22 protein-coding genes and 1 riboswitch are annotated in these 25043 nt (G+C 72.7%); of the genes, 16 read left to right on the top strand and 6 right to left on the bottom strand.

From position 1 onward, the window contains the following. The first annotated feature begins 69 nt into the window (after window positions 1-69). From ACFYOB_RS23040 to sucD, 3 genes are all read left to right on the top strand, one after another. Window positions 70-1272: a VWA domain-containing protein gene (locus tag ACFYOB_RS23040; RefSeq protein WP_388562258.1), complete on the top strand. Its 1203-nt coding sequence runs from the start codon at window positions 70-72 to the stop codon at window positions 1270-1272. A gap of 278 nt (window positions 1273-1550) precedes the next feature. Further along, the gene (gene sucC, locus ACFYOB_RS23035) at window positions 1551-2729 is read left to right on the top strand and encodes an ADP-forming succinate--CoA ligase subunit beta (RefSeq protein WP_030864234.1); all 1179 of its coding nucleotides are present in this window, start codon (window positions 1551-1553) and stop codon (window positions 2727-2729) included. 21 nt (window positions 2730-2750) lie between these two features. Continuing rightward, entirely contained in the window at window positions 2751-3641 is an 891-nt protein-coding gene (gene sucD / locus ACFYOB_RS23030) for a succinate--CoA ligase subunit alpha (RefSeq protein ID WP_030710487.1), read from the top strand. Between the two features lie 66 nt (window positions 3642-3707). Here sucD and ACFYOB_RS23025 read toward each other — a convergent pair whose 3' ends face one another. Next, the gene (locus ACFYOB_RS23025; RefSeq protein ID WP_388562255.1) at window positions 3708-5018 is read right to left on the bottom strand and encodes a helix-turn-helix domain-containing protein; all 1311 of its coding nucleotides are present in this window, start codon (window positions 5016-5018) and stop codon (window positions 3708-3710) included. 119 nt (window positions 5019-5137) lie between these two features. Here ACFYOB_RS23025 and ACFYOB_RS23020 point away from each other — a divergent pair, with 119 nt between their 5' ends. Then, window positions 5138-6766, top strand: a complete 1629-nt coding sequence (locus ACFYOB_RS23020; RefSeq protein ID WP_388562253.1) for a DUF6350 family protein — start codon at window positions 5138-5140, stop codon at window positions 6764-6766. A 1166-nt stretch (window positions 6767-7932) separates the two neighbouring features. On the opposite strand, the gene ACFYOB_RS23015 is transcribed toward ACFYOB_RS23020, so the two are convergent. After that, entirely contained in the window at window positions 7933-8523 is a 591-nt protein-coding gene (locus tag ACFYOB_RS23015; protein ID WP_388562251.1) for a hypothetical protein, read from the bottom strand. Between the two features lie 226 nt (window positions 8524-8749). On the opposite strand from ACFYOB_RS23015, the gene purN reads away from it, so the two are divergent. Further along, a complete protein-coding gene (gene purN / locus ACFYOB_RS23010; RefSeq protein WP_376682357.1) occupies window positions 8750-9373 on the top strand; it encodes a phosphoribosylglycinamide formyltransferase in 624 nt (207 codons plus the stop codon). After that, window positions 9370-10956, top strand: a complete 1587-nt coding sequence (purH, locus tag ACFYOB_RS23005) for a bifunctional phosphoribosylaminoimidazolecarboxamide formyltransferase/IMP cyclohydrolase (protein ID WP_388562248.1) — start codon at window positions 9370-9372, stop codon at window positions 10954-10956. The genes purN and purH overlap by 4 nt, the downstream gene beginning before the upstream one ends. An 88-nt stretch (window positions 10957-11044) precedes the next feature. On the opposite strand, the gene ACFYOB_RS23000 is transcribed toward purH, so the two are convergent. Further along, window positions 11045-11659 (bottom strand): hypothetical protein, encoded by a 615-nt coding sequence (locus ACFYOB_RS23000; protein ID WP_388562246.1) that lies wholly within the window; start codon window positions 11657-11659, stop codon window positions 11045-11047. Between the two features lie 242 nt (window positions 11660-11901). On the opposite strand from ACFYOB_RS23000, the gene ACFYOB_RS22995 reads away from it, so the two are divergent. From ACFYOB_RS22995 to ACFYOB_RS22970, 6 genes are all read left to right on the top strand, one after another. After that, a complete protein-coding gene (locus tag ACFYOB_RS22995; protein WP_388562244.1) occupies window positions 11902-12762 on the top strand; it encodes a bifunctional methylenetetrahydrofolate dehydrogenase/methenyltetrahydrofolate cyclohydrolase in 861 nt (286 codons plus the stop codon). Next, window positions 12752-13207 (top strand): DUF3017 domain-containing protein, encoded by a 456-nt coding sequence (locus ACFYOB_RS22990; protein WP_388562242.1) that lies wholly within the window; start codon window positions 12752-12754, stop codon window positions 13205-13207. Before ACFYOB_RS22995 ends, ACFYOB_RS22990 begins: the two co-directional genes overlap by 11 nt. A gap of 230 nt (window positions 13208-13437) precedes the next feature. Continuing rightward, the gene (locus ACFYOB_RS22985) at window positions 13438-14427 is read left to right on the top strand and encodes a malate dehydrogenase (protein ID WP_328927235.1); all 990 of its coding nucleotides are present in this window, start codon (window positions 13438-13440) and stop codon (window positions 14425-14427) included. A gap of 132 nt (window positions 14428-14559) precedes the next feature. Further along, a complete protein-coding gene (locus ACFYOB_RS22980; protein WP_388562240.1) occupies window positions 14560-16311 on the top strand; it encodes a hypothetical protein in 1752 nt (583 codons plus the stop codon). Next, window positions 16301-16678: a hypothetical protein gene (locus tag ACFYOB_RS22975; protein ID WP_388562238.1), complete on the top strand. Its 378-nt coding sequence runs from the start codon at window positions 16301-16303 to the stop codon at window positions 16676-16678. The genes ACFYOB_RS22980 and ACFYOB_RS22975 overlap by 11 nt, the downstream gene beginning before the upstream one ends. A 295-nt stretch (window positions 16679-16973) precedes the next feature. Further along, window positions 16974-17576 carry a hypothetical protein gene (locus ACFYOB_RS22970; RefSeq protein ID WP_388562237.1) on the top strand — a complete coding sequence of 201 codons (603 nt, stop codon included), beginning with the start codon at window positions 16974-16976 and terminating at the stop codon, window positions 17574-17576. On the opposite strand, the gene ACFYOB_RS22965 is transcribed toward ACFYOB_RS22970, so the two are convergent. Beyond that, a complete protein-coding gene (locus ACFYOB_RS22965; RefSeq protein ID WP_388562236.1) occupies window positions 17577-18089 on the bottom strand; it encodes a carboxymuconolactone decarboxylase family protein in 513 nt (170 codons plus the stop codon). A gap of 47 nt (window positions 18090-18136) precedes the next feature. Between ACFYOB_RS22965 and ACFYOB_RS22960 the strand changes: the two genes are divergently transcribed. After that, window positions 18137-19534 carry a PLP-dependent aminotransferase family protein gene (locus ACFYOB_RS22960; RefSeq protein ID WP_388562235.1) on the top strand — a complete coding sequence of 466 codons (1398 nt, stop codon included), beginning with the start codon at window positions 18137-18139 and terminating at the stop codon, window positions 19532-19534. Between the two features lie 58 nt (window positions 19535-19592). Here ACFYOB_RS22960 and ACFYOB_RS22955 read toward each other — a convergent pair whose 3' ends face one another. Continuing rightward, window positions 19593-20438 carry a hypothetical protein gene (locus ACFYOB_RS22955; protein WP_388562463.1) on the bottom strand — a complete coding sequence of 282 codons (846 nt, stop codon included), beginning with the start codon at window positions 20436-20438 and terminating at the stop codon, window positions 19593-19595. A gap of 111 nt (window positions 20439-20549) precedes the next feature. Between ACFYOB_RS22955 and ACFYOB_RS22950 the strand changes: the two genes are divergently transcribed. Together ACFYOB_RS22950 and ACFYOB_RS22945 are read left to right on the top strand one after the other, a co-directional pair. After that, complete coding sequence (locus ACFYOB_RS22950; protein WP_388562234.1) at window positions 20550-20864, top strand: hypothetical protein; 315 nt, start codon at window positions 20550-20552, stop codon at window positions 20862-20864. A gap of 8 nt (window positions 20865-20872) precedes the next feature. Continuing rightward, window positions 20873-22075 carry a glutathionylspermidine synthase family protein gene (locus ACFYOB_RS22945; protein ID WP_388562233.1) on the top strand — a complete coding sequence of 401 codons (1203 nt, stop codon included), beginning with the start codon at window positions 20873-20875 and terminating at the stop codon, window positions 22073-22075. A gap of 10 nt (window positions 22076-22085) precedes the next feature. Here ACFYOB_RS22945 and rocD read toward each other — a convergent pair whose 3' ends face one another. Beyond that, window positions 22086-23288 (bottom strand): ornithine--oxo-acid transaminase, encoded by a 1203-nt coding sequence (rocD, locus tag ACFYOB_RS22940; RefSeq protein WP_388562231.1) that lies wholly within the window; start codon window positions 23286-23288, stop codon window positions 22086-22088. A 109-nt stretch (window positions 23289-23397) separates the two neighbouring features. Next, window positions 23398-23488: riboswitch (ZMP/ZTP riboswitch) on the top strand. A gap of 34 nt (window positions 23489-23522) precedes the next feature. On the opposite strand from rocD, the gene glyA reads away from it, so the two are divergent. Next, window positions 23523-24788: a serine hydroxymethyltransferase gene (gene glyA / locus ACFYOB_RS22935; RefSeq protein WP_388562229.1), complete on the top strand. Its 1266-nt coding sequence runs from the start codon at window positions 23523-23525 to the stop codon at window positions 24786-24788. The last annotated feature ends 255 nt before the right edge of the window (window positions 24789-25043 follow it).

Genomic DNA, 25043 nt, shown 5'->3' with positions numbered 1-25043 from the left:
GGCCCGAGGGGGGAGAGGGACCGGTGGCGGTGGCCGCCGGCACACGACGAGTCGAGGGGGGACGGACAGATGACCGGCACGGAGAACGCGACGGTGACCGAGGCGGCCGCCGCAGGCACCGCCGGAGACGAGCGGCTGCGGCGGTGGCGGATGGTGCTCGGTGGCGGAGAGGGCGACGGGACCGGGTGTGCGCTGAGCGGGCGGGACGCGTCCATGGACGCCGCGCTCGGTGCGCTGTACGACGGAGGCGGCGCGCGCGGCGCGGGCGGCTCCCGCAAGACGTCGGGGGCACGGTCGGCCGGGCTCGGCGGATCCGCGCCCAACGTGGCCCGCTGGCTCGGGGACATCCGTACGTACTTCCCCAGCTCGGTGGTCCAGGTCATGCAGCGCGACGCGATCGAGCGGCTCGGCCTGTCCGCCCTGCTGCTGGAGCCGGAGATGCTGGAGGCGGTCGAGCCCGACGTGCACCTGGTCGGCACCCTGCTCTCCCTGAACAAGGCGATGCCCGACACGACGAAGGAGACGGCGCGGGCCGTGGTCCGCAAGGTGGTCGAACAGCTGGAGCAGCGCCTCGCGACCCGCACCCGGGCCACCCTCACCGGGGCACTGGACCGCTCCGCCCGGACCAGCCGCCCCCGCCACCACGACATCGACTGGAACCGCACGATCCGGGCCAACCTCAAGAACTACCTGCCCGAGTACCGCACCGTCGTCCCCGAAAGGCTGATCGGCTACGGCCGGGCGGCCCAGTCGGTGAAGAAGGAGGTGATCCTCTGTATCGACCAGTCGGGTTCGATGGCGGCGTCCGTCGTCTACGCCTCCGTCTTCGGCGCCGTCCTCGCCTCCATGCGCTCGATCGCCACCCGCCTCGTCGTCTTCGACACCTCCGTCGTCGACCTCACGGACCAGCTCGACGATCCGGTCGACGTCCTGTTCGGCACCCAGCTCGGCGGCGGCACCGACATCAACCGCGCCCTCGCCTACTGCCAGTCGAAGATCACCCGTCCTGCCGACACCGTCGTCGTCCTGATCAGCGATCTCTACGAGGGCGGCATACGCAACGAGATGCGGGGGCGGGTCGCCGCGATGAAGGCCGCGGGCGTCGAGTTCGTGACCCTTCTGGCCCTGTCCGACGAGGGCGCCCCGGCCTACGATCACGAGCACGCCGCGGCCCTCGCGGCGCTGGGCGCGCCGGCCTTCGCCTGCACCCCCGACCTGTTCCCGGAGGTGATGGCCGCGGCCCTGGAGAAGCGGCCCCTGCCGGTGCCGTGACCGGCCGCGCGCGGACCACGGGGAATCGGCAGATCACACGAATCTCCAGCTCAACCGTGAGGTGTTCTGTGACAGGTATCACCGCTCAGGTGTGATCTGCGATTTAGGGACCTACGTCCCACGGGGATAACCTGCGGGACGGACATGCCGCGTCCACGGTCACCGTGTGCGCCTTCCTTGTGACAGCGCCGTCACGTTGCCCTCCGCGGCACGCCCACGCAGATAGCAGACAACCGCGAATCACTGCGAATCTTTAAAAAGACAAGGGACGGACGCGCGTGGACCTGTTCGAGTACCAGGCGAGGGACCTCTTCGCCAAGCACGGTGTACCGGTGCTGGCCGGTGAAGTCATCGACACGCCTGAGGCGGCTCGCGAGGCCACCGAGCGGCTGGGCGGCAAGTCGGTCGTCAAGGCGCAGGTGAAGGTCGGCGGCCGCGGCAAGGCCGGTGGCGTGAAGCTGGCCGCCACTCCGGACGAGGCTGTCGCCCGGGCGACGGACATTCTCGGCATGGACATCAAGGGCCACACGGTCCACAAGGTGATGATCGCCGAGACCGCTCCGGAGATCCTGGAGGAGTACTACGTCTCGTACCTCCTCGACCGCACCAACCGCACCTTCCTGGCCATGGCCTCGGTCGCGGGCGGCATGGACATCGAGCAGGTCGCGGAGGAGACCCCCGAGAAGCTCGCCAAGGTCCCGGTGAACGCCAACGAGGGCGTGACCATCGAGAAGGCCCGCGAGATCGTCGCCCTGGCGCAGTTCCCGGCCGAGGTCGCCGAGAAGGTGGCCGAGGTCCTGGTGACCCTGTGGGCGACCTTCATCGCCGAGGACGCGCTCCTCGTCGAGGTCAACCCGCTCGCGAAGGTCGCCTCCGGCGACGTCATCGCGCTCGACGGCAAGGTCTCGCTCGACGAGAACGCCGAGTTCCGCCAGCCGGGCCACGAGGAGTTCGTGGACCACGCGGCCGCGAACCCGCTCGAGGCCGCCGCCAAGGCGAAGAACCTCAACTACGTGAAGCTCGACGGTGAGGTCGGCATCATTGGCAACGGCGCGGGTCTCGTCATGAGCACCCTCGACGTCGTCGCGTACGCCGGCGAGAACCACGGCGGCGTCAAGCCCGCCAACTTCCTGGACATCGGCGGTGGCGCCTCCGCCGCCGTCATGGCCAACGGTCTCGAGATCATCCTCGGCGACCCGGACGTCAAGTCCGTCTTCGTCAACGTCTTCGGTGGCATCACCGCGTGTGACGAGGTCGCCAACGGCATCGTCCAGGCGCTTCAGCTGCTGAAGGACAAGGGCGAAGAGGTCACCAAGCCCCTCGTCGTCCGTCTCGACGGCAACAACGCCGAGCTGGGTCGCAAGATCCTCTCGGACGCCAACCACCCGCTGGTGCAGCGTGTGGACACCATGGACGGCGCGGCCGACAAGGCCGCCGAGCTCGCGGCTGCGAAGTAAGGGCAGAGGTCACAGACTCACATGGCTATCTTCCTCAACAAGGACAGCAAGGTCATCGTCCAGGGCATGACCGGTGCCACGGGCATGAAGCACACCAAGCTGATGCTGGCTGACGGCACCAACATCGTCGGCGGCGTGAACCCGCGCAAGGCCGGCACGACCGTCGACTTCGACGGCACCGAGGTCCCGGTCTTCGGCTCGGTCGCCGAGGCGATGGAGAAGACGGGCGCCAACGTCTCCGTCCTCTTCGTCCCGCCGGCCTTCGCCAAGGCCGCGGTCGTCGAGGCCATCGACGCCGAGATCCCGCTGGCCGTCGTCATCACCGAGGGCATCGCGGTGCACGACTCCGCCGCCTTCTGGGCGTACGCCACCGCCAAGGGCAACAAGACCCGGATCATCGGCCCGAACTGCCCGGGTCTGATCACCCCCGGCCAGTCCAACGCCGGCATCATCCCGGGCGACATCACCAAGCCCGGCAAGATCGGTCTCGTGTCCAAGTCCGGCACGCTGACCTACCAGATGATGTACGAGCTCCGTGACATCGGCTTCACCTCCGCCGTCGGCATCGGTGGCGACCCGGTCATCGGCACCACGCACATCGACGCCCTGGAGGCCTTCGAGGCCGACCCGGAGACCGAGCTCATCGTCATGATCGGCGAGATCGGCGGCGACGCCGAGGAGCGTGCGGCGGACTTCATCGCGAAGAACGTCACCAAGCCGGTCGTCGGCTACGTCGCGGGCTTCACCGCCCCCGAGGGCAAGACCATGGGCCACGCCGGCGCCATCGTCTCCGGCTCCTCCGGCACCGCGCAGGCCAAGAAGGAGGCCCTCGAGGCCGCCGGCGTCAAGGTCGGCAAGACGCCGACCGAGACCGCGAAGCTGGCGCGCGAGATCCTGAACGCCGCTCAGTAAGCAGTAGCAGTACGCGTGTACGGGCGTGGCCCGCACCCTTCCCGGGTGCGGGCCACGCCCCTTTTCTCATTCGATCCGCGGGGCGAGGCGGGCGGGACCGGCGGCCGGATCCGCGCGCAGCTTGTCGTGGAGCTGCCTGCCGTGCTCGGTGAGCTGCTGGGGACCACTGAGCGGGGGTACGCCCGAGACGTTCGAGCCGGGTGCGATCGGCGGCTGGTAGTGGGTGGGCGCCGTCACCGCGGTATAGGCGGTCGCGACGGCGATGACCGAGGTCAGGCCGACGGCGGCGCGGGTCCACCGCCGGGTACGCCGCTCCGCGCGGCCCCGTACGGCGGCCGCGGGGCGCGCTTGCAGCGGTACCGCCGGTGTCAGCGCGCCGAGCCGGTCGTGCAGCACCGCGGAGTGCTTCTCGGGCGGCACCCCGGCCAGTTCGGGGACCCGGTCGGCGAGGTCGGCGTGCGCGTGGAGCAGGCGGCCGCCGGCGGTGGGCGTGCTGGCCTCCGTCTCGGCGGCGGTGTCGGGGAGGTCCAGGCCGACGCCGTCGTAGAGCAGGACGGTACGGCGGTGGGCGGTGGGGAGCGCGAGCAGGGCATCGAGGAGGATCCGGTCGGCGGGCTCGGCGGGGGGCTTGTCGGGACGCCGGTTGACCGGGCGCATCTGGTGCCAGGGGGAGAGGGCGTACTCGTACGCGGCGATCCGCACCCAGCCCACCGGGTCCGGATCGGTGGTCACTTCCGGCCACTGCCGCCAAGCCCGGCGGAACGCCCGCTCCACGGCCTCCTGGGCCCGGGCCCGGCGGCCGGTGAGCAGGTAGGCCTGGTGGATGAGGCCGGAGGCGGCCCGGGCGTAGAGGGCGTCGAAAGCCCCTTCGGCTCCGGCGAGGACGGGGCTCCCGGGTGCCTCGGGGGCTGTGGGCGCCTCGGGGACCGGGACCGCGGGTGCCTCGGGGGTTCCGCTGGTCTCGTCCCGGTCGGGAACGGCGCTGACGTCGCTCGCGTCGGCTGCGCCGGACGGGCGTTCTTCGACGAGTTCTTGCCCCGCCTCGGCGGTGGCCCCTACTGCCCCGGTCGGCGTCATGGCAGGGTCGGCCTCGGCCGCCGCGGGCGACGGCGGGTCCGGGTCGGCCGATGTCGGGCCCTCGGCTTCGGGAGCGTCCTCCGGCGGCTTTGCGAGGCCGGCCAGGAACGCCGCGTACGCCTCGCGCTTGCGCCCGCGCGGATCCGTGCGACCCGCCTCCCAGGAGCGCACCGTGGTCACGGTGACGCCGACGGCCGCCGCGACCTGCTCGTGCGTCAGGCCCGCCGTTTCGCGCAGTCTGCGGCGTTCCTTCGGGGAGGGCAGGCCAAGCCCCGAGCCCGTCTCGACGCTTTGTGTCATGCCACGCTCCCCGCGACCCGACCGCCCTGGGCAAAAAAGTACATAAACGTATATTGGGCGACACCACGGGCATTCGCCTGTTACCCGCCCATAGCGCGTGTCGTTGGCACCATGGCGGGGTGACCCAAGTGACCGAACACGGGACCCCGTTGTCCGCGGCTCCGGGAACCGTCCGGCGGCGCCGCTCCCCGGCGGCGGCCGCATGCGTGGTGGGCGGCGCCGTGGCGGCCGGACTCGGGCTCGGCTTCCTCGCCGTGCTCGTCATCGTGCTGTGGATCAGCTCCCCCTATCCCGACAGCGGCCCCGGCGGGGCCCTGCACCTCGCCGCCGGGCTGTGGCTGCTCGCCCACGGGACGGAACTGGTGCGGTACGAGACGCTCTCCGGCGTGCCCGCGCCCGTCGGCCTGACCCCCCTGCTGCTCGTCGTGCTGCCCGTGCTGCTCATGCGGCGGGCCGCGCGGCTGGGGAGCGTATCCGAGGAGGAGGGGGAGGAGGTGCTGCCGGCCGGCGCCGTCCTCTCGGCCGTGCTGTGCGGCTATCTGGCCGTCGGCGCGCTCGCCACGGTGTACGCGGCGGGTGGGCCCATGCCGGCCGACCCGCTGAGTGCCGCCTGGCACGTCCCGGTGGTCGCCGTGATCGCCGCCGCCAGTGGGGTGTTGGCGGTGCGGGGGCGGCCGGGCGGGGCGTTGCCGTCCTGGGTTCCGACGGGCGTACGGAGGGCATTCGCGCGCCCCCGGTACGCGCTGGCGCTCCGGGCCGGGGCGGGCGGGGCCCTCGTACTGCTGGGCGGTGGGGTGCTGCTCGTCGGAGGCTCGCTCGCGTGGCACGGCGCGGAGGTCCAGGGGACCTTCCTGGGGCTGACCGGGGTGTGGTCGGGCCGCTTCGCAGTGCTGCTGCTGGCGCTGGCGCTGATCCCGAACGCCATGGTGTGGGGTGCGGCCTATGCGCTCGGGCCCGGCTTCGCGCTCGGCACCGGCGTGACCGCCACGCCGCTCGGGTTCACGGGCTCGCCCGCGCTGCCCCGGTTCCCGCTGCTGGCGGCGCTGCCGCCCGAGGGGCCCGGGTCGCTGCTGACCTGGGCGGTCGTCGGGGTGCCGGTGGTGGCCGGGCTGGCGGTGGGCTGGTTCGCGGTACGCCGGGCGCGCGAGGTCTCGTACGGGGAGACCGCGCTCACGGCGGCGCTGGGCGCGTTGGTCTGCGGGCTGGTCATGGCCGGGCTGGCGGCGGCCTCGGCGGGGCCGCTGGGGTCGCGGGCGCTGGCGGACTTCGGGCCCGTGTGGTGGGCGGTGGGGGCGGCGGCCTGCGCGTGGACGCTGGCGCTGGCCGTGCCGGTGGCGGTGGGGGTGCAAGCCTGGCGGACGCGGCCGGTCAGGACCGGGCTTCCGGTTTCCGGGGAGGACGGGTGGCACGACAGCGGTGTGCGGGAGGTTCGGTGGGCGGCGCTGCGGCGTGCGGCGGGCACGCTGGTCCCGGACATCTCGGCCCCGGCCGAAGCCCCGGCCGAAGCCCCGGCCGAAGCCCGGGCCGCAGCCCCGGCCGCAGCCCCGGCCGCTGATCCGGCCGCAGCTCCGGTGCTGGCTCCGGTCCCGGCGAGGCCGCACCGGCCGGTGACCGTCGTGCCAGGGCTCAGCCTGGACATGAGTCCGGTCCTGATCCCCGCGAAGCCGGCCGAGCCGCAGGCTGCTCAGCCCTTGGCTCCGCCGGTGGCGGGAGCCCGCGTCCTGGCCCGCCGCAAGCCGCCGTCGTAGCGTCTGCCGCACCGCTGCCGGGGACCAGCCCCCGGACCCCCGCGCCTCAAACGCCGGCGAGGCTGAGGTGGCTTCGAGCGCAGGCAAGCCTGAAAGCCGGGGCTCGGCCCCGCGCCCCGCGCGCTTCGGCGGGGGCGGCAGGGCCGCGAGGCTGAGAGCCGGGGCTTGGGCCGAGGGTGGCAGGGCCGTGAGGCTGAGAGCCGGGGCTTCGCCCCGCGTCCCGCGCGCTTCGGCCGGGGGTGGCAGGGCCACGAGGCTGAAAGCCGGGGCTTCGCCCCGCGTCCCGCGCCCGGGGTGCTTCGGCTGGGGCGGCAGGGCCGCGAGATTGAGAGCCGGGGCTTCGCCCGAGGGCGGCAGGGCCGCGAGGCTTAAAAGCCGGGGCTTCAGCTGGCGGCAGGGCCGTGAGGCTGGGGCTTCGCCCCGCGCCCCGGGCTCTTCGGCTGGGGGTGGCAGGGCCGCGAGGCTGAGAGCCGGGGCTTCGCCCCGCGTCCCGCGTCCCGGGCGCCTCGGCTGGGGCGGCAGAGCCGCGAGGCTGAGAGTCGGGCTCGGCCCCGCGCCCCGGGCGCTTCGGCTGGGGGTGGCAGGGCCGCGAGGCTGAAAGCCGGGGCTCGGCCCCGCGCCCCGCGCCCCGCGCGCTTCGGCGGGGGCGGCAGGGCCGCGAGATTGAGAGCCGGGGCTTCGCCCGAGGGCGGCAGGGCCGCGAGGCTAAAAGCCGGGGCTTCAGCTGGCGGCAGGGCCGCGAGGCTGGGGCTTCGCCCCGCGCCCCGGGCGCCTCGGCTGGGGGTGGCAGGGCCGCGAGGCTGAAAGCCGGGGCTCGGCCCCGCGCCCCGCGCGCTTCGGCGGGGGCGGCAGGCCCGCAAGACTGAGAGCCGGGGCTTCGCCCGACGGCGGCAGGGCCACGAGGCTTAAAAGCCGGGGCTTCAGCTGGCGGCAGGGCCGCGAGGCTGGGGCTTCGCCCCGCGCCCCGGGCGCCTCGGCCGGGGGTGGCAGGGCCGCGAGGCTGAGAGCCGGGGCTTCGCCCCGCACCCCGTGCGCTTCGTGGGTGGCAGGGCCGCGAGGCCCAAAGCCGGGGCTTCGCCCCGCGCCCGGGCGCTTCGTCGGGGGCGGCAGGGTCGCGAGGGTGAGGGCCGGGGCTTCGGCCGGGGGCTGGTGGCGTAGAGCGATCGTTACTGGCGGACCTTCAGGACGTCGCCCACGAAGTTGTCCGGGAGGAGCGTGTTGCACTGGAGTTCCGCCGCGTTCGTCAGCGCGTCGTCGCGGCAGACGTAGAAGTCCTTGTACGCGAGCTGCACGGCGTACGAGCTCATCGCCAGCAGGATCGCCAGTGTGGCCGTGACCAGGCCGCTCACCGCCGCCGTGCGCTGGGGGCGGGCGGCCTCGCCCAGGGCCGCCAGGCCTCCCGGGGCGGGGGCCTGGCCGGGTTCCGCCGACGCCGGCTTGCCCCGCAGCGCACTGATGCCCCAGTACATGGCGAGCGCCCCCAGCAGCAGCCCCACCGACGGGATCCCGAAGATCCCGAAGAAGAAGCCCCACATGCCGGCCAGCAGCGCGTAACGGGCGCGGCGCTGGATCGGGTCCGTCGGGTCCCAGCGCGCCGGGCCGCCCCGGCCCTCGGAATCCGGCCGGCCGTTCCCGTTCCCGTCCCCGCCGCCGTCGCCACCGCCGCGCGGCTGCCACGGCTGGTCGGGCCGGCCTTCCGGGGGAGCCGCGAAGGGGTTGTCGTCGGTGGGGGAGTCGGGCTGACGGCGGTCCGGCATCGGGTGTGTTACTTCCCCTGTGTCAAGGACGTCTCGTAAGACGTCGATTCGGCTTGTAAGCAGACGCTACCCCTCGGCCGTCCCCCCGTCCCTCGGGGGCCGTCCCGTGTGCCGGTATCGTTGCAGGCGGTCGGTTGCTTCGTATGGTCCCCCGTATATAGGTACCCCGAAGTTTCGTATGACCATACAAAGACGAACAACGCATTCCCGTGAGAAAGGGCCTCCCATGGCCGCCTCCCGCCTGGTCGTGCTGGTCTCCGGTTCCGGCACCAACCTCCAGGCCCTGCTCGACGCCATCGACGCCCACCCCGGCGGATCCGAGGGCTTCGGCGCCGAAGTCGTCGCCGTGGGAGCCGACCGCGAGAACATCGTCGGCCTGGAGCGCGCCGAGAAGGCGGGGATCCCCACCTTCGTGTGCTCGGTCAAGGCCTACGGGAGCCGTGAGGAGTGGGACACCGCCCTCACGGAGGCGACCGCCGCCCACGCTCCGGACCTCGTCGTGTCCGCCGGTTTCATGAAGATCGTCGGCAAGGCGTTCATCGACCGCTTCGGCGGCCGGTTCATCAACACCCACCCCGCCCTCCTCCCCGCTTTCCCGGGCGCCCACGGCGTACGGGACGCGCTCGCCTACGGGGCGAAGGTCACCGGCTGCACGGTCCACTTCGTGGACTCCGGCGTGGACACCGGTCCGATCATCGCCCAGGGTGTCGTCGAGATCCGGGACGAGGACGACGAAGCCGCTCTCCATGAGCGCATCAAGGAAGTCGAGCGCCAGCTGCTCGTCGACGTCGTGGGGCGCCTGGCCCGACACGGCTACCGCATTGAGGGACGAAAGGTAACAATCCAGTGACCGCCGTAGAGAGCAACGACCCGACCACGACCCAGCGGCCGATCCGGCGTGCGCTCGTCAGCGTCTACGACAAGACGGGACTGGAAGAGCTGGCCCGCGGGCTGCACGAGGCGGGCGTCGCGCTCGTCTCCACCGGCTCCACCGCCTCGAAGATCGCCGCGGCCGGGGTGCCCGTCACCAAGGTCGAGGAGCTGACCGGCTTCCCCGAGTGCCTGGACGGCCGGGTCAAGACCCTGCACCCGCGCGTGCACGCCGGCATCCTCGCCGACCTGCGCCTGGAGGACCACCGCAACCAGCTCGCCGAGCTGGGCGTCGAGCCCTTCGACCTGGTGATCGTCAACCTCTACCCCTTCCTGGCCACCGTCCAGTCGGGTGCCACCCCGGACGAGTGCGTGGAGCAGATCGACATCGGCGGGCCGTCGATGGTCCGCGCCGCCGCCAAGAACCACCCCTCCGTCGCGGTCGTGACCAGCCCGGAGCGCTACGCCGACGTCCTCGCGGCGGCGCAGGGCGGCGGCTTCGACCTCACCGCGCGCAAGCGGCTGGCGGCCGAGGCCTTCCAGCACACCGCCGCCTACGACGTGGCCGTGGCCTCCTGGTTCACGAACGCGTACGCCCCCGAGGCCGGGGAGAACGCCCTGCCCGAGTTCCTCGCGGGCGCCTGGGAGCGCAAGTCGACCCTGCGCTACGGCGAGAACCCGCACCAGGCCGCCGCCCTGTACACCGACGGTCAGCCGGGCGGGCTCGCCAACGCCGAGCAGCTGCACGGCAAGGAGATGTCCTTCAACAACTACGTGGACACCGAGGCCGCCCGCCGGGCCGCCTACGACCACGAAGAGCCCTGCGTCGCGATCATCAAGCACGCCAACCCGTGCGGTATCGCCGTGGACACGGACGTCGCCGCCGCTCACCGCAAGGCGCACGCCTGCGACCCGCTGTCGGCCTTCGGCGGCGTCATCGCCGTCAACCGCCCGGTGACCGTCGAGCTCGCCGAGCAGGTCGCCGAGATCTTCACCGAGGTCATCGCCGCCCCCGCCTACGAGGACGGCGCGGTCGAGATCCTGGCCAAGAAGAAGAACATCCGCGTCCTGAAGGTGGACGGTCACCCGCACCAGCCGGGTGACCTCAAGCCGGTCTCCGGCGGCGTGCTGCTGCAGCAGTCGGACGTCTTCCAGGCCGAGGGCGACGACCCGGCCAACTGGACCCTCGCCACCGGCGACGCGCTCTCCGCGGACGAACTCGCCGAGCTCGCCTTCGCGTGGAAGGCCTGCCGCGCCGTCAAGTCCAACGCCATCCTGCTCGCCAAGGACGGCGCCTCGGTCGGCGTCGGCATGGGGCAGGTCAACCGCGTCGACTCGGCGAAGCTCGCCGTCGAGCGTGCGGGCGCCGAGCGCGCGCAGGGTTCGTACGCCGCCTCCGACGCCTTCTTCCCCTTCCCGGACGGGCTGGAGATCCTCACGGCCGCGGGTATCAAGGCCGTGGTCCAGCCGGGCGGTTCGGTCCGTGACGAGCTGGTCGTCGAGGCCGCGAAGAAGGCCGGCGTGACGATGTACTTCACCGGGACCCGGCACTTCTTCCACTGAGCACGTCCCGCACACGGCGAAGGCCGCGACCCGCGCACTGCTGCGGGTCGCGGCCTTCGCCGTATGCGTCGTACGTGTCGTACGAGGCTCAGAAGCGCGGGCGCTTGAACCAGGAGGCGCCGGGGGCGGTGACCATCGCGGCGAGGATCAGGCCGCCGATGGCCAGGCTGACGATGCCGCTGAAGACACCGGAGCTACCGTTGGCGGAGGTGTTGGCGAAGTTGAAGAAGCTGCCGAGGATGGACAGCGAGGCGTAGACGATCGTCGTGATGCGGACGCCGTTGCCGCCCTTGGCGAACTTGGCGCCGAGGACGATGGCCAGCACGCCGATGGCGAGCAGGAAGAGGCCGAGGGCGATCACCACGCCGCCGGCCACGGCGCCGGCGGTGCCGGTGTCCGTGGAGGACAGTGCGGCGCCACCGAGCAGCGCGAGGAGGCCGACGATGAGCTGCAGGCCGCCGACGACGAAGAGGAGGACGCGCGCGGTCTTCACCAGACCCGGCATCTCCATCGGCATGCCCGGGTAGCCGCCGGGGCCGCCGGGGTAGCCCGGGTAGCCCTGCGGGGCCTGCTGCTGCGGGTAGGCGTAGCCGCCCTGCGGCGGGACGCCCTGGGGTGCCTGCTGCGGGTAGCCGTAGCCGGGCTGGCCCTGCGGGGCCTGGGGCTGCTGTCCGTACGGGTTGTTCGGGTCGCCGAAGCTCATCTTGGGGTGTTCCTCCGTGGAAGTGCGGGGACGCACGGCACGCGCGGAGGAAAGCTTTGTTCTACGGTCCGCCCCCCGGCACTGCCCGCGGCACTCTTTTCCGTCATCGTCATCCGAGACGACTGAACTTGTCCAGCCGGTTCCCGCGCGGCCGGTGACTTGTTGTGCAAGTGCAATGAACCGCGCGCGTCCATGAGCGCCTTGACTGGAACCGGGGGCACTCCATCCGGGAGGATGGGTACATGACCGCCCAGATTCTCGATGGCAAGGCCACCGCAGCCGCGATCAAGTCCGAACTGACCGCCCGTGTGGCGGCCCTGAAGGCCCGGGGCATCACCCCCGGCCTCGGCACCCTGCTGGTCGGCGACGATCCGGGCAGCCGCTGGTACGTCAACGGCAAGCACAAGGACTGCGCCGAGGTCGGCATCGCCTCCATCCAGCGCGAACTGCCCGCGACGGCCTCCCAGGAGGACATCGAGGAGGTCGTACGGGAACTCAACGCCAATCCGCAGTGCACCGGATACATCGTCCAACTGCCGCTCCCCAAGGGAATCGACACCAACCGGGTCCTGGAGCTGATGGACCCGTTGAAGGACGCCGACGGCCTGCACCCCATGTCCCTCGGCCGGCTGGTCCTGAACGAGCCGGGCCCGCTGCCCTGCACCCCGTACGGGATCGTCGAACTGCTGCGCCACCACGGCGTCGGGATCAACGGGGCGCACGTCGTCGTCCTGGGCCGCGGCATCACCGTCGGACGCTCGATCGGCCTGCTGCTGACCCGCAAGTCCGAGAACGCCACCGTGACGCTCTGCCACACCGGTACCCGCGACCTCGCCGGGCTGCTGCGCCAGGCGGACATCGTCGTCGCCGCGGCCGGTGTCCCGCACCTGGTCAAGCCGGAGGACGTGAAGCCGGGCGCGGCCGTGCTCGACGTGGGCGTCAGCCGGGACGAGAGCGGCAAGATCGTCGGCGACGTGCACCCCGGTGTCGCCGAGGTGGCCGGCTGGATCTCCCCGAACCCGGGCGGTGTCGGCCCGATGACCCGGGCCCAGCTGCTCGTCAATGTCGTCGAGGCGGCGGAGCGGAGCAGCAGTGCGGGCTGAGCCGGCCGAGCGGGGCGACGAGAGCGCGGCGGCGATGGCCGGGGCACCCAGGTCCCGCCGCTTCCCGTCCGTCACCCGGGACACCGCGCGCCCCGAGGGCAGCGGCCGTGCCGTCCCCGGGGCCGTGTCCACGTCCGCCCGTCAGTGGCCGATGCTCAGCGTGCTCACCGCGACCGCGGCGGGGCTGCTGGTCACGGCCCTGGGGCATGCGCGGGTGGGCTGCCTGATCATCGGCCTGGCCCTGATCGCGGCCGCGGTGCTGCGGCGCGTACTGCCCTCGGTGGGCATGCTCGCGGTGCGCTCGCGGTTCACGGACATGGTCACGTACGGGGTCCTGGGCGTGGCGATCACGCTGCTCGCGCTGGTGATGCAGCCCAGCCCGCCCGGTAAGCCGTGGCTGGACGTCCCGTTCCTGGAGACGGCGGTCCGCTTCACCGTGCGCTGACCTCGCGCGGGCCGTCGGCAGGGGCAGGGCGCCGACGGTCCGCCGACCGGCCGGGTGGCCGGAACGGGGCCGGATCCATCTGGTGGACCAGCCCCCATGGAGACCGGCCGCCCCAGGGTCCGATAGCCTGACGGCGGATGTCTCTTCACGTCAAGATTTACTGGGGAGCGGCGTCCTCCAGCACATGGGGCGGGGACGCCCCGACCGCCAGCTGTCTAACGGAGAAGGCCATGACCCGCACTCCCGTGAATGTCACCGTCACCGGCGCCGCAGGCCAGATCGGCTACGCGCTGCTCTTCCGCATCGCGTCCGGCCACCTGCTCGGCGCGGACGTGCCGGTCAAGCTCCGACTTCTGGAGATCCCCCAGGGCATGAAGGCCGCCGAGGGCACCGCCATGGAGCTCGACGACTGCGCCTTCCCGCTGCTCAAGGGCATCGACATCTTCGACGACCCGAACCAGGGCTTCGAGGGTGCGAACGTCGCGCTGCTCGTCGGCGCCCGCCCGCGTACCAAGGGCATGGAGCGCGGCGACCTGCTCTCCGCCAACGGCGGCATCTTCAAGCCGCAGGGCAAGGCCATCAACGACCACGCCGCGGACGACATCAAGGTCCTGGTCGTGGGCAACCCGGCCAACACCAACGCGCTCATCGCGCAGGCCGCCGCCCCGGACGTACCGGCCGAGCGCTTCACCGCGATGACCCGCCTGGACCACAACCGCGCGATCTCGCAGCTCGCGCAGAAGGCCGGCGCCGACGTCTCCGACATCAAGCGCCTGACCATCTGGGGCAACCACTCGGCCACCCAGTACCCGGACATCTTCCACGCGGAGATCGCCGGCAAGAACGCCGCCGAGGTCGTCAGCGACGAGCTGTGGCTCGCCGAGACCTTCATCCCGACCGTCGCCAAGCGTGGCGCCGCGATCATCGAGGCCCGTGGCGCGTCCTCGGCCGCCTCGGCCGCCAACGCCGCCATCGACCACGTGCACACCTGGGTCAACGGCACCGCCGCGGGCGACTGGACCTCGATGGGTATCCCGTCGGACGGCTCCTACGGCGTCCCGGAGGGCATCATCTCCTCCTTCCCCGTCACCACCAAGGACGGCAAGTACGAGATCGTCCAGGGCCTGGACATCAACGAGTTCTCCCGCGCCCGCATCGACGCCTCCGTGCAGGAGCTCGTCGAGGAGCGCGACGCGGTCCGTGAGCTCGGCCTGATCTGATCACCGCTCCACCGCTCCACCGCTTGAGAAAGGCCCCGGCGCCCAGCGCGCCGGGGCCTTTGGCGTGATCCGCCCTGTCCTGGCATCCCCGGGCGCCGTACCTTTTGCCTCCTCACACCGGAGGGGGATTCGGTGAGCGAAATATCGGACGTCGCAGCACCCGTCCATCCGTCGAAGTCGGAGGCGGGCCGGCTGCTGTGTGCCGGCGTGTATCTCGACACCGCATACCGCGAGCGGGTGATCGACGAGCTGTACGTCCACGAGGAACGTTTCACCGCGCCCTCCTACGGATTCGACGCCGCTCGCGTCCTCGCCCACGCCCTGCGCGCCCGGCGCATCGAAATGGCCTGGGCGGTGGCGGTGGTGGCGGTCTGGGCCCTCGGACTGCTGCTGCTCCAGACCTTCATCGTCTTCCTGATCGTCCCCGGGCTCCTGCTCAGCGGCGCCGGTCAGATCAAGCGGTACCGCGACCGGACCGGCCGCGGCAGCCGGATCGTCGAGTACGTCCTGCGCGGGTACGCCGTCTGGATGCTCGGCAACGTCCTCTGGGGGGTGGTCGCCGGTTTCGCCGACGGCCGCGTGGCGCCGCTGCGCTTCTCGGAGGCGGGGTTCTTCTTCCCGTTCCTCGGCGGGGTGATCGCGCGGGACCCGCTCGGCATCTTCCTGGAGTGGCCGCGGATGGGGCGCTTCTACGGGGAGGCCTACTCGTGGGTCGCCGTACTCGTCTTCCTGCTGCTCACGACCGTCGCCGGGCTGCAGCGCGGGCACCTCGCCCGGGTCCTGCACCTCTCGCTCGACCGGGAGGAGTACGCCGCCGGGGCGGGTGACCTGGTGGTGACGGGCCGGCGGTTCGGGCGGGCCCGCGCGCGGATCCAGCGGATCCAGCACGCGCCCCTGGTCCTGTACGACGTGGGCAATCCGTTCTGCGGCGCGGGCCGGGCACACCTGCCGTGGCAGCTGTCCGTCGAACTGCGCCCGCGCGGCGACGGCGAGGTGGACGAGCTGGACAACGCGCAGATCGTGGACCGGATCCGGCCACGGCTGGAGGCCCTGCGCATCCCGTCGCCGCACGGGTCCCCGGAGGCGGAGGCCTCCGTGCTGGACCGGCTGCGCGAACTGGTCATCGACGAGTGCGTGTTCCTGCCGGCCGACGGGCTGCCCGACGTCGACTCCCTGGACCTGTCGCACGAGGCGTTCGCCGAGCACCGCGCCACCGCCGTCGAGGAGGGCGGCGAGCGCCGCCGCCACTTCCTGCGCGTACGGATCGGCGGCTGGGACGAGAACCTCGTCGTCACCGTCTTCATCCGCGTCCACACGCAGGGCGGGATGCTGATGCTGGAAGTGGCGCCGCACGTGCTGCTGCCCGTCCGGCCGGACTTTCAGCGGGCCGACGACACCGCCCAGCGGCAGCGGCGCAACACCGCCTTCGCCAAGGTGGTCTGGGCGGTCGTGAACGGTGCGGGCGCCCTCGGTCCGGCGCTGCTCGCCCTGGTGCGCGCGCTCCGCATCCCGTGGCGGATGGCTACCGCGGGGCACGGCGTGGCGCTCCCGGCCGGGCCGGCCGTCTCCGTACGCGAACTCGCGGCGCAGGACGACGCCTCGCTGTTCCAGCTGATGGACCTGGACCGGTACCTGAAGACGATCCAGGACCGGATCGTCGGCGGGGTGACCCTGGCCCTGCACGAGGCGGGCTGGCACACCGAGGAGTTCGCGGAGCGGGCGGTCAACGTCGCCGAGGGCGCGGTCTTCATCCAGTCGGTGCGCGACAGCGCCTTCGGGATCGGCGGAGAGAGCCACAACCACGTCACCCCCCAGGGCTCCGACCCGGACAAGGGCAAGGACAAGCGCACGAGCTCGGGCAGGAGGAGAAACGGTGGCAACTAGCGGCGGAGAACAGCCGGCGGTGCGGATCGGCGACGTCCACGGCAGCAGCTTCAGCATCGGAGGCACCCACAACACCAACAGCACCGTCCACCACGGCGGTACGGAGGCCACGGCGCCCGGCGCCGAGGAACTGCTGGAGGCCGTACGGGAGCTGCGCGCGGCCCTCGTACGGCTGCCCCGCAGCCCCGAACGGGCGGCGCTGGACGGCGAACTGGACGAGGTGGCGGCGGAACTGGAGACGGGCGGAGAGGTCCGCCCCGGTCTGCCGGCCAGGCTGCGCGGGGCGCTGGAGCGGTGGGCCCCGCTGGTGGACTCGGTGAGCGCGGCGACCGCCCTGGCCGCGCTGCTGACCTCGCTGGGAGGCTGAGCGTGGCCACGGGGGAGGGCGGCGTCCGCTGGAATCCGCGGTCGCAGCGCTGGGAGCGGACCGAGCCGGCGCAGCGGGCCGAGCCGACCGAGCGGGCCGAGCCGACCGAGCCGGGCCCGGCCCCGGGCCGAATCCCGAGTCCGGCCGCGGGCCCCGCCCCGGCACCGTGGCCGTCGGCCCCGCCCGCGTACCTGCCGGGGCCCCGCCGGCGCCGGGGTGGCCCCCGCAGGCGCCGGGGTGGCCCCCGCAGGGTCCGGCGGCGCCGCCCCCCGCGCGGCGCCGCCGGACCCTGGCGGTGGCGACCCTCGGCGTGGCCCTGGTGGGCGCGACGGCCGTGGCCGGGTGGCTGTACCTGGGCCACAAGGACCCCGGCTCCGGTCAGGGCGGCCCGGGTGCCTCCGGCTCCGCGACCCCGACCGCCACCTCCGGCCCGGACCCGACCTCGACCTCGGCCACCGTGCCGTCCGGATACGCGTGGGTGCGCGAAACGACGGCCGGCTTCACGGCCGCGGTTCCCACGGGCTGGACGGCCGACCGCAGCGACCCGAGCGTCGGCTCGGTGTACCGGTCGGGCGACCAAAGCGCGCTGCTCCAGATCTTCCGGGCCACCCAGGACACCATGACGGCCTGCGAGGTCCTCGCCGACTCCACGAAGCAGCTGGGCGCGAAACCGGGATTCCGGGAGATCTCCCGGAATCCCGTGGACGGTTCCGGGTGCGAGCTGGTCTTCGAGTACGCCGATCCGGCCTCGACCGCCCCGCCCAGCCACGCGGTCGAACGGCTCCTCGTCGCCGCCGACCGCAGCCGGTGGGTGATCATGGTCACCGGCCCCAGCAGCGACAAGCCGCTGATCCGCAAGCACCTCACGGCGGTCGTCCAGTCCTTCCGGCCGGTCTGATCAGCCCTTCGCGTACATGCCGGGCGTGTAATGCCCGGGCACCATGCGGGTGGTGACGCCGATGCGGTTCCAGACGTTGATCGTCGCGATGACGGCGATCAGCTGGGCCAGCTCGCGCTCCTCGAAGTGCTTCGCGGCCTTCTCGTACACCTCGTCGGGCACGAAGCCTCCCCCAGACTTCGTCCGGGAGGTGCCCCCAGTCAGGACGGTGACCGCCTCGGTGAACTCGATCGCGGCGAGCTCCTTCTCGGTGTAGAAGTGCCGCGACTCCTCCCAGGCGGTGAGCTGCACGATCCGCTCGATGCTCTCGCCGGCCGCGATCGCGTCCTTGGAGTGCATGTCCAGACAGAAGGCACAGTGGTTGAGCTGCGAGGCCCGGATCTTGACGAGCTCGACCAGGGCCGGGTCCAGGCCCTTCTTGGCGGCGATCTCCAGGGCCAGGACCGCCTTGTAGACCTCGGGGGCGGCCTTCGCCATGTTCATACGGGGGGTGTGTTCGTGTGCGTTCGTCATGTGATCAACCGTAGGAGCCGGACGGCCCACCGATATGGTCCATATCCATGACGGAATCCTGGGCCACTTTCGGTGCCGACCTGCATCTGGACCTCTCCGCCGGACGCGGGTTGCGGGCCGGGCTCGTCGACGCGCTGCGCGAGGCCGCGCGCAGCGGCCGGCTGGCCGCCGGGACCCGGCTGCCGTCCTCCCGTTCGCTCGCCGGCGACCTGGGGATCGCCAGGAACACCGTGGCGGAGGCCTATGCCGAACTCGTCGCCGAGGGCTGGCTGACGGCCCGCCAGGGCTCCGGCACCCGGGTCGCGGAACGGGCCCGGCCGCGCCGGACCGCCGCGGCGGCCGCCCGCGTACGGCGTCCCGCGCGCCAGGGGCCCTCGTACAGCCTGCGGCCGGGCTCCCCGGACGTGAGCGCCTTCCCGCGGGCGGCCTGGCTGTCGGCGGCCCGGCGGGCGCTGACGGACGCCCCGAACGAGGCCTTCGGGTACGGGAGCGACGGCCGCGGCCGGCCCGAGCTGCGCGAGGCGCTGACCGGATACCTGGCTCGGGCGCGCGGGGTGTACGCGGACCCGGACCGGATCGTGCTGTGCGCCGGCTTCGCGCACGGGATCACCCTGCTGGCACGGGTGCTGCGGGCGCGGCGGGTACGGGAGGTGGCGGTGGAGGGGTACGGCCTGGACATCCACCGGGACCTGCTCACGGGGGCCGGGCTGCGGACGCGGCCGCTGGGCGTGGACGGGGAGGGCGCCCGTACGGGGGAACTGGGCGCGGGTCCGGGCGCGGTGCTCCTGTCCCCGGCGCACCAGTTCCCGACGGGGGCCGCCCTGACCCCGGCCCGCCGGGCGGCGGCGGTGGACTGGGCCCGCACCACCGGCGGCCTGATCCTGGAGGACGACTACGACGGGGAGTTCCGCTACGACCGCCAGCCGGTCGGCGCCCTGCAAGGGCTGGACCCGGACCGGGTGGTGTACCTCGGAACGGCCAGCAAGTCCCTCGCCCCGGGGCTGCGCATGGGCTGGATGGTGGTCCCGCCGGGGCTGGTGGACGAGGTCCTGGCGGTCAAGGGCATGAGCGACCGGACCTCCAGCGCGCTGGACCAGCTCACACTCGCGGAGTTCATCACCTCCGGGGCGTACGACCGCCACGTGCGCGGCATGCGCCTGCGCTACCGGCGCCGCCGGGACGAACTGGTGGCGGCGGTGGACGGCCGGGTCGGCGTCTCCGGGATCGCGGCGGGCCTGCACGCGGTCCTGGACCTCCCGGCGGGGACGGAGCGCGCGGTGCTTCAGTCGGCGGCATGGCAGGACCTGGCCCTGGAGGGCCTGTCCGGCTTCCGCCACCCGCAGGCGGTGCTGCCGCCGCGCGACGCGCTGGTGGTCGGCTACGGAACCCCGTCGGACAGCGCGTGGACCCCGACGCTGGCGGCCCTGTCGGCGGCCCTGCCGTAGCGCCGGCGCACCCCGGCCCCGGAGTGCGGCGGGGTCACGAGCCCGGCGTGCGGCGGGGTCACGCGGCCGGGGGCACGGGCACCGGCGCGGGCTCCGGTGGCTCCCCGAAGCGGGCCAGCGCAAGGGCCCCGGTCACCGCCACCACGAAGCCCGTCACCGCCAGCCAGGCCAGGCCCTCCCGGGGGCGGTCGCCGAGCCAGATCACCCCCGCCAGCGCCGGGCCGACCGTCTCGCCGAGCACCAGGCCGGCCGTCGCCGCCGTCACCGAGCCGCGCTGGAGGGCCGAGGTGAGCAGCAGGAAGGCCGCGCCCCCGCCGAGCAGCAGGGCGTACAGGGCAGGATTGCGCAGCTCGGCGAGCGAGAAGCCGTCGATCAGCCGGACCGCCACCTCGACCACCCCGAAGCCCGTCCCCGCGGCCAGACCGAGCACCAGCGCCCGCGGCCCGTCCGGGAGCCGGCCCGCCACCGCGCCGACCAGCAGCACCAGCCCCGCCACGGCCAGCAGTCCCAGCTTCAGCGCGAGCGACCCCTCCCCCGTACCTTCCTCCCCGGAAGCCAGCCCCAGCATCAGCATCCCCGCGCACACCACGCCCACCGCGGCCCACTCCGTCCGGGACAGCCGCACCCGCATCAGCCGCGCCGCGACCACCGCCGTCACGGCCAGGCTCGCGGCCAGCGCGGCTCCCACCACGTAGATCGGGATGTGGAGCAGCGCGATGATCTGGAACACGAAGCCCACCGCGTCGAGGCCGAGACCGGCCAGATATCGCCACTGCCGGACCGCCCGCATCATCAGCGCCGGGTCCACCCCGGACCCCGTCCCCGGCTCCACGGCCCGCGAAGCCATGGCCTGCAGAACGGACGCCGTGCCGAAGCAGACCGCCGCACCCAGCGCGCAAATCATCCCAATGAGCACGAATTGACTTTAGGTCACGGATCTCACGGCGGCCGGATTCCATCGGCCCGGGCCGCCGCTCTAGTCTGTCGGGAGCACGCCATAAGGGGAGCAGCAGACATGGACAGCAGCAGTAGCAGTACCAACCAGCGCCGGATGCGCTCCGGCGCCGTCGTCCTCGGCGGCATGGGTCTGCTCGCGGCCACGCTCGTGGCCTGCGGCAACAGCAACGAGCCGGACCGGCGCTGCGTCGACCGGACCACGCTGGACAAGCTGGACGACAAGCACTGCAAGGGCGGCAGCAGCAGCCGCGGCACGTATTACTACGGCGGCTCCGTCCGCAACGGCAAGGTCTCCGGCGGCAGCTTCGACAAGTCCGCCGTCACCCGCGGCGGCATCGGCGGGCACAGCAGCTCCGGCTCCAGCGGCGGCTGAGCGCACCCATGGAGCGGCACACCATCGAGCCCCGCCCGGACTGGCAGAAGACCGTCGAGGAGCAGGGGCTGATCTACCCCCTCACCCGGTACCCCGACGACTCCCTGCGCCCCTACTGGGACGAGAGCGCCTACTACTCCTTCTCCCTTCCCGAGGTCGAGGCGCTGGAGAACGTCGTCGAGGAACTGCACGCCATGTGCCTGGCCGCGGCCGCGCACATCGTCGAGCACGACCGCTTCGCCGACCTCGGCATCACCGACCCGGAGCTCGCCGCGCTGATCGCCGAGTCCTGGCGCCGCCGTGCCGAACAGCCCTCCCTCTACGGCCGTTTCGACCTGCGCTACGACGGCACCGGCAGCCCGGCCAAGATGCTGGAGTACAACGCCGACACCCCCACCTCCCTCGTGGAGGCGGCCAGTCCGCAGTGGTTCTGGATGGAGGAGCGCTTCCCGGGCGCCGACCAGTGGAACTCCCTGCACGAGCGCCTCGTCGACGCCTGGCGCCGGCAGGCCGAGCTGCTCCCGCCCGGCCCGCTGCACTTCGCGCACTCCGAGACCGACGAGCTCGGCGAGGACCTGATGACGGTCGCCTACCTCAAGGAGACCGCGGAGCAGGCCGGCCTGGACACCCAGGCCCTGTCCGTCGAGCAGATCGGCTGGGACAGCCTGTCCGGCCGGTTCGTGGACGAGAAGCTCCGCTTCATCCGCTCCTGCTTCAAGCTCTACCCGTGGGAGTGGCTGGCCACCGACGAGTTCGGCCCCCAGGTCCTCGGCACGTACGACCACGGCGGCGGCTCCGGCACCACCTGCTGGATAGAACCGCTGTGGAAGATGCTGCTGTCCAACAAGGCGCTGCTGGCGATCCTGTGGGAGCTCTTCCCGGAGCACCCGAACCTGCTGCCCGCCTACCTCGACGGCCCTCGCGAGCTGGCGGAGCCCGGCGCCGGGGGCTACGTGGCCAAGCCGCTGCTGGGCCGCGAGGGCGCCGGGGTCACCCTCCACCCGGCGGACGGCACCGGCGAGCCGTTCACACCGGCGGAGGGTGAACGGTACTGCTTCCAGGCCCTGGCCCCGCTGCCCGACTTCGACGGCAACCGGGTGGTGCTCGGCGCGTGGGTCGTCGAGGACGAGGCGGCGGGGCTGGGCATCCGCGAATCGGCGGGGCCGGTCACGGACGAGTACGCCCGCTTCCTGCCCCACGTGATCCTGTGACGAAGCACTACTAGGCGAGGAGGGACCTGAGCTGGTCCAGGCCCCAGTCCAGGTCCTCCTTGCTGATCACCAGCGGCGGGGCGATCCGGATCGTGGACCCGTGGGTGTCCTTCACCAGGACGCCCAGCTCCATCAGCTTCTCGGAGATCTCCCGCCCGGTCCCGCGCGACGGCTCGATGTCCACGCCCGCCCACAGCCCCCGCCCGCGTACGGCGGTCACCGCGCCCGTGCCGACCAGCAGGTTCAGCTCCCGGTGCAGGTGGTCGCCCAGCTCAGTGGCGCGCTGCTGGTACTCGCCCGTCCTGAGCATCGCCACGACCTCCAGGCCGACGGCGCACGCGAGCGGGTTCCCGCCGAAGGTGGAGCCGTGCTCGCCCGGCCGGAACACCCCGAGCACGTCCCGGTCCGCGACGACGGCCGAGACCGGCACCACCCCGCCGCCGAGCGCCTTGCCGAGGACGTACATGTCGGGGACGACGCCCTCGTGGTCGCACGCGAAGGTCCTGCCGGTCCGGCCCAGCCCCGACTGGATCTCGTCCGCCATGAACAGGACGTTCCGCTCGCGCGTCAGCTCCCGCACGCCCTTCAGGTATCCGGCGGGCGGCACCAGGACCCCCGCCTCGCCCTGGATCGGCTCCAGCAGGACGGCGACCGTGTGCGCGGTGACCGCCGACTCCAGCGCGGTCAGGTCGCCGTACGGGACGATCTCGAAGCCGGGGGTGTACGGGCCGTAGTGGTCGCGCGCCTCGTGGTCCGTGGAGAAGGAGACGATCGTCGTCGTCCGGCCGTGGAAGTTGTTCGCCGCGACCACGATCTTCGCGTGGCCGTCCGGCACGCCCTTGACCTCGTAGCCCCACTTGCGCGCGGTCTTCACGGCCGTCTCCACGGCCTCCGCGCCCGTGTTCATCGGCAGCACCATCTCCTTGCCGCACAGCGCGGCGAGCTCGGTGCAGAAGTCGGCGAAACGGTCGTGGTAGAAGGCGCGAGAGGTCAGCGTGACCCGGTCCAGCTGCGCGCGGGCCGCGTCGAGCAGACGGCGGTTGCCGTGCCCGAAGTTGAGCGCCGAGTAGCCGGCGAGCATGTCGAGGTACCGGCGGCCCTCCACGTCGGTCATCCACGCGCCTTCCGCGGAGGCGACGACCACGGGCAGCGGATGGTAGTTGTGCGCACTGTGCGTTTCGGCGGAGCGGATGGCATCAGCAGTTGTCGACACGGGGTCTCCGATCGTCCGTCAGGCCTGTGACGAGGGTGGCGTCACTGTCCATCTTCGCTCGCACAGTGGACGGAGAAACCTTTCTTGTGGCGCGCCCGCTAAGGTGGCCGGTACGCACGGCGACTGGCGTACGGAGAACCAACTCCGGGGGAGTCGTGCGCGCTCGACCGCATACAGGGCCGCTCGCCTGGGCCTCGCGGGGTACCGATCACATCGACCCCGGAGGAGCCCGCCATGTCCGCGAGCCGCCATCCCGCCCTTTTCGCGACCGACCCCGAACTGGCGTCCTTCGTCGCGGCGGAGGAAACGCTCCAGGCGCAGACCCTGCGTCTGATCCCCAGTGAGAACTACGTGTCCGCGGCCGTGCTCGAAGCCTCCGGCACGGTGCTGCAGAACAAGTACAGCGAGGGCTACCCGGGCCGCCGCTACTACGAGGGCCAGCAGAACATCGACCGCGTCGAGGCCCTCGCCGTCGAGCGGGCCAAGGGCCTGTTCGGCGTGGACCACGCCAACGTCCAGCCGTACTCCGGCTCCCCGGCGAACCTGGCCGTCTACCTGGCCTTCGCGAAGCCGGGCGACACGGTGATGGGCATGGCGCTGCCGATGGGCGGGCACCTCACCCACGGCTGGGGCGTCTCGGCGACGGGGTCGTGGTTCCGGGGCGTCCAGTACGGCGTCCGCGCCGACACCGGGCTCATCGACTACGACGCGGTGCGCGACCTGGCCCTGGCGGAACGCCCCAAGGTGATCTTCTGCGGCGGCACCGCGCTGCCGCGCACGATCGACTTCGCGGCGTTCGCGTCGATCGCGCAGGAGGCGGGCTCGGTCCTCGTCGCGGACGTGGCGCACATCGCGGGCCTGATCGCGGGCGGGGCGCACCCGTCCCCGGCGGGCCACGTGGACGTGATCTCCACGACCACGCACAAGACGCTGCGCGGTCCGCGCGGCGCGATGCTGATGTGCCGCGAGGAGCACGCGAAGGCCATCGACAAGGCCGTCTTCCCGGGCCTCCAGGGCGGGCCGCACAACCAGACGACGGCCGGTATCGCGGTGGCGCTGCACGAGGCGGCGCAGCCGTCGTTCGTCTCGTACGCCCACGCGGTCGTCGCCAACGCGAAGGCGCTGGCGGCGGCGCTGCTGGAGCGGGGCTTCGACCTCGTCTCGGGCGGTACGGACAACCACCTGATCCTGATCGACCTGACGGGCAAGGACGTCCCGGGCAAGGTCGCGGCGAAGGCCCTGGACCGGGCGGGGATCGTGGTGAACTACAACACGGTGCCGTTCGACCCCCGCAAGCCGTTCGACCCGTCGGGCATCCGGATCGGCACCCCGTCCCTGACGTCACGGGGGCTCGGGGTCGAGCACATGCCGCTGGTGGCGGACTGGATCTCGCGCTCGGTCGACGCCGCCGCCAAGGCCGACGAGGCGGCGCTGGCCGCCGTCCGTGCGGAGGTCACCGCCCTGATGTCCGCCTTCCCGGCGCCGGGCCTCCCCCTGTAACCCCCACGGCCCCGTCCGGGCCTCGCCCCGCCGGCGGGGCCGAAGGGTGCGGCGCCGCTGCCGGGGCTCCGCCCCGGACCCCGCGCCTCAAACGCCGGCGGGGCTGGACATGCCGGGCAGCGGCTTGGGATTGCTCCCAGGGCAACCAGCCCGCCCGGTGACGAGCGCCGTTGCCGGGGCTCGGGCCGGGACCCCGCGCCTCAAATGCCGGCGGGGCTGGACATGCCGGGCAGCGGCTTGGGATTGCTCCCAGGG

Origin of the sequence: Streptomyces sp. NPDC006463 (assembly GCF_042870715.1) — a bacterium.
Lineage (GTDB): Bacteria > Actinomycetota > Actinomycetes > Streptomycetales > Streptomycetaceae > Streptomyces.
This window is presented reverse-complemented; position numbering and strand designations above follow the sequence as displayed.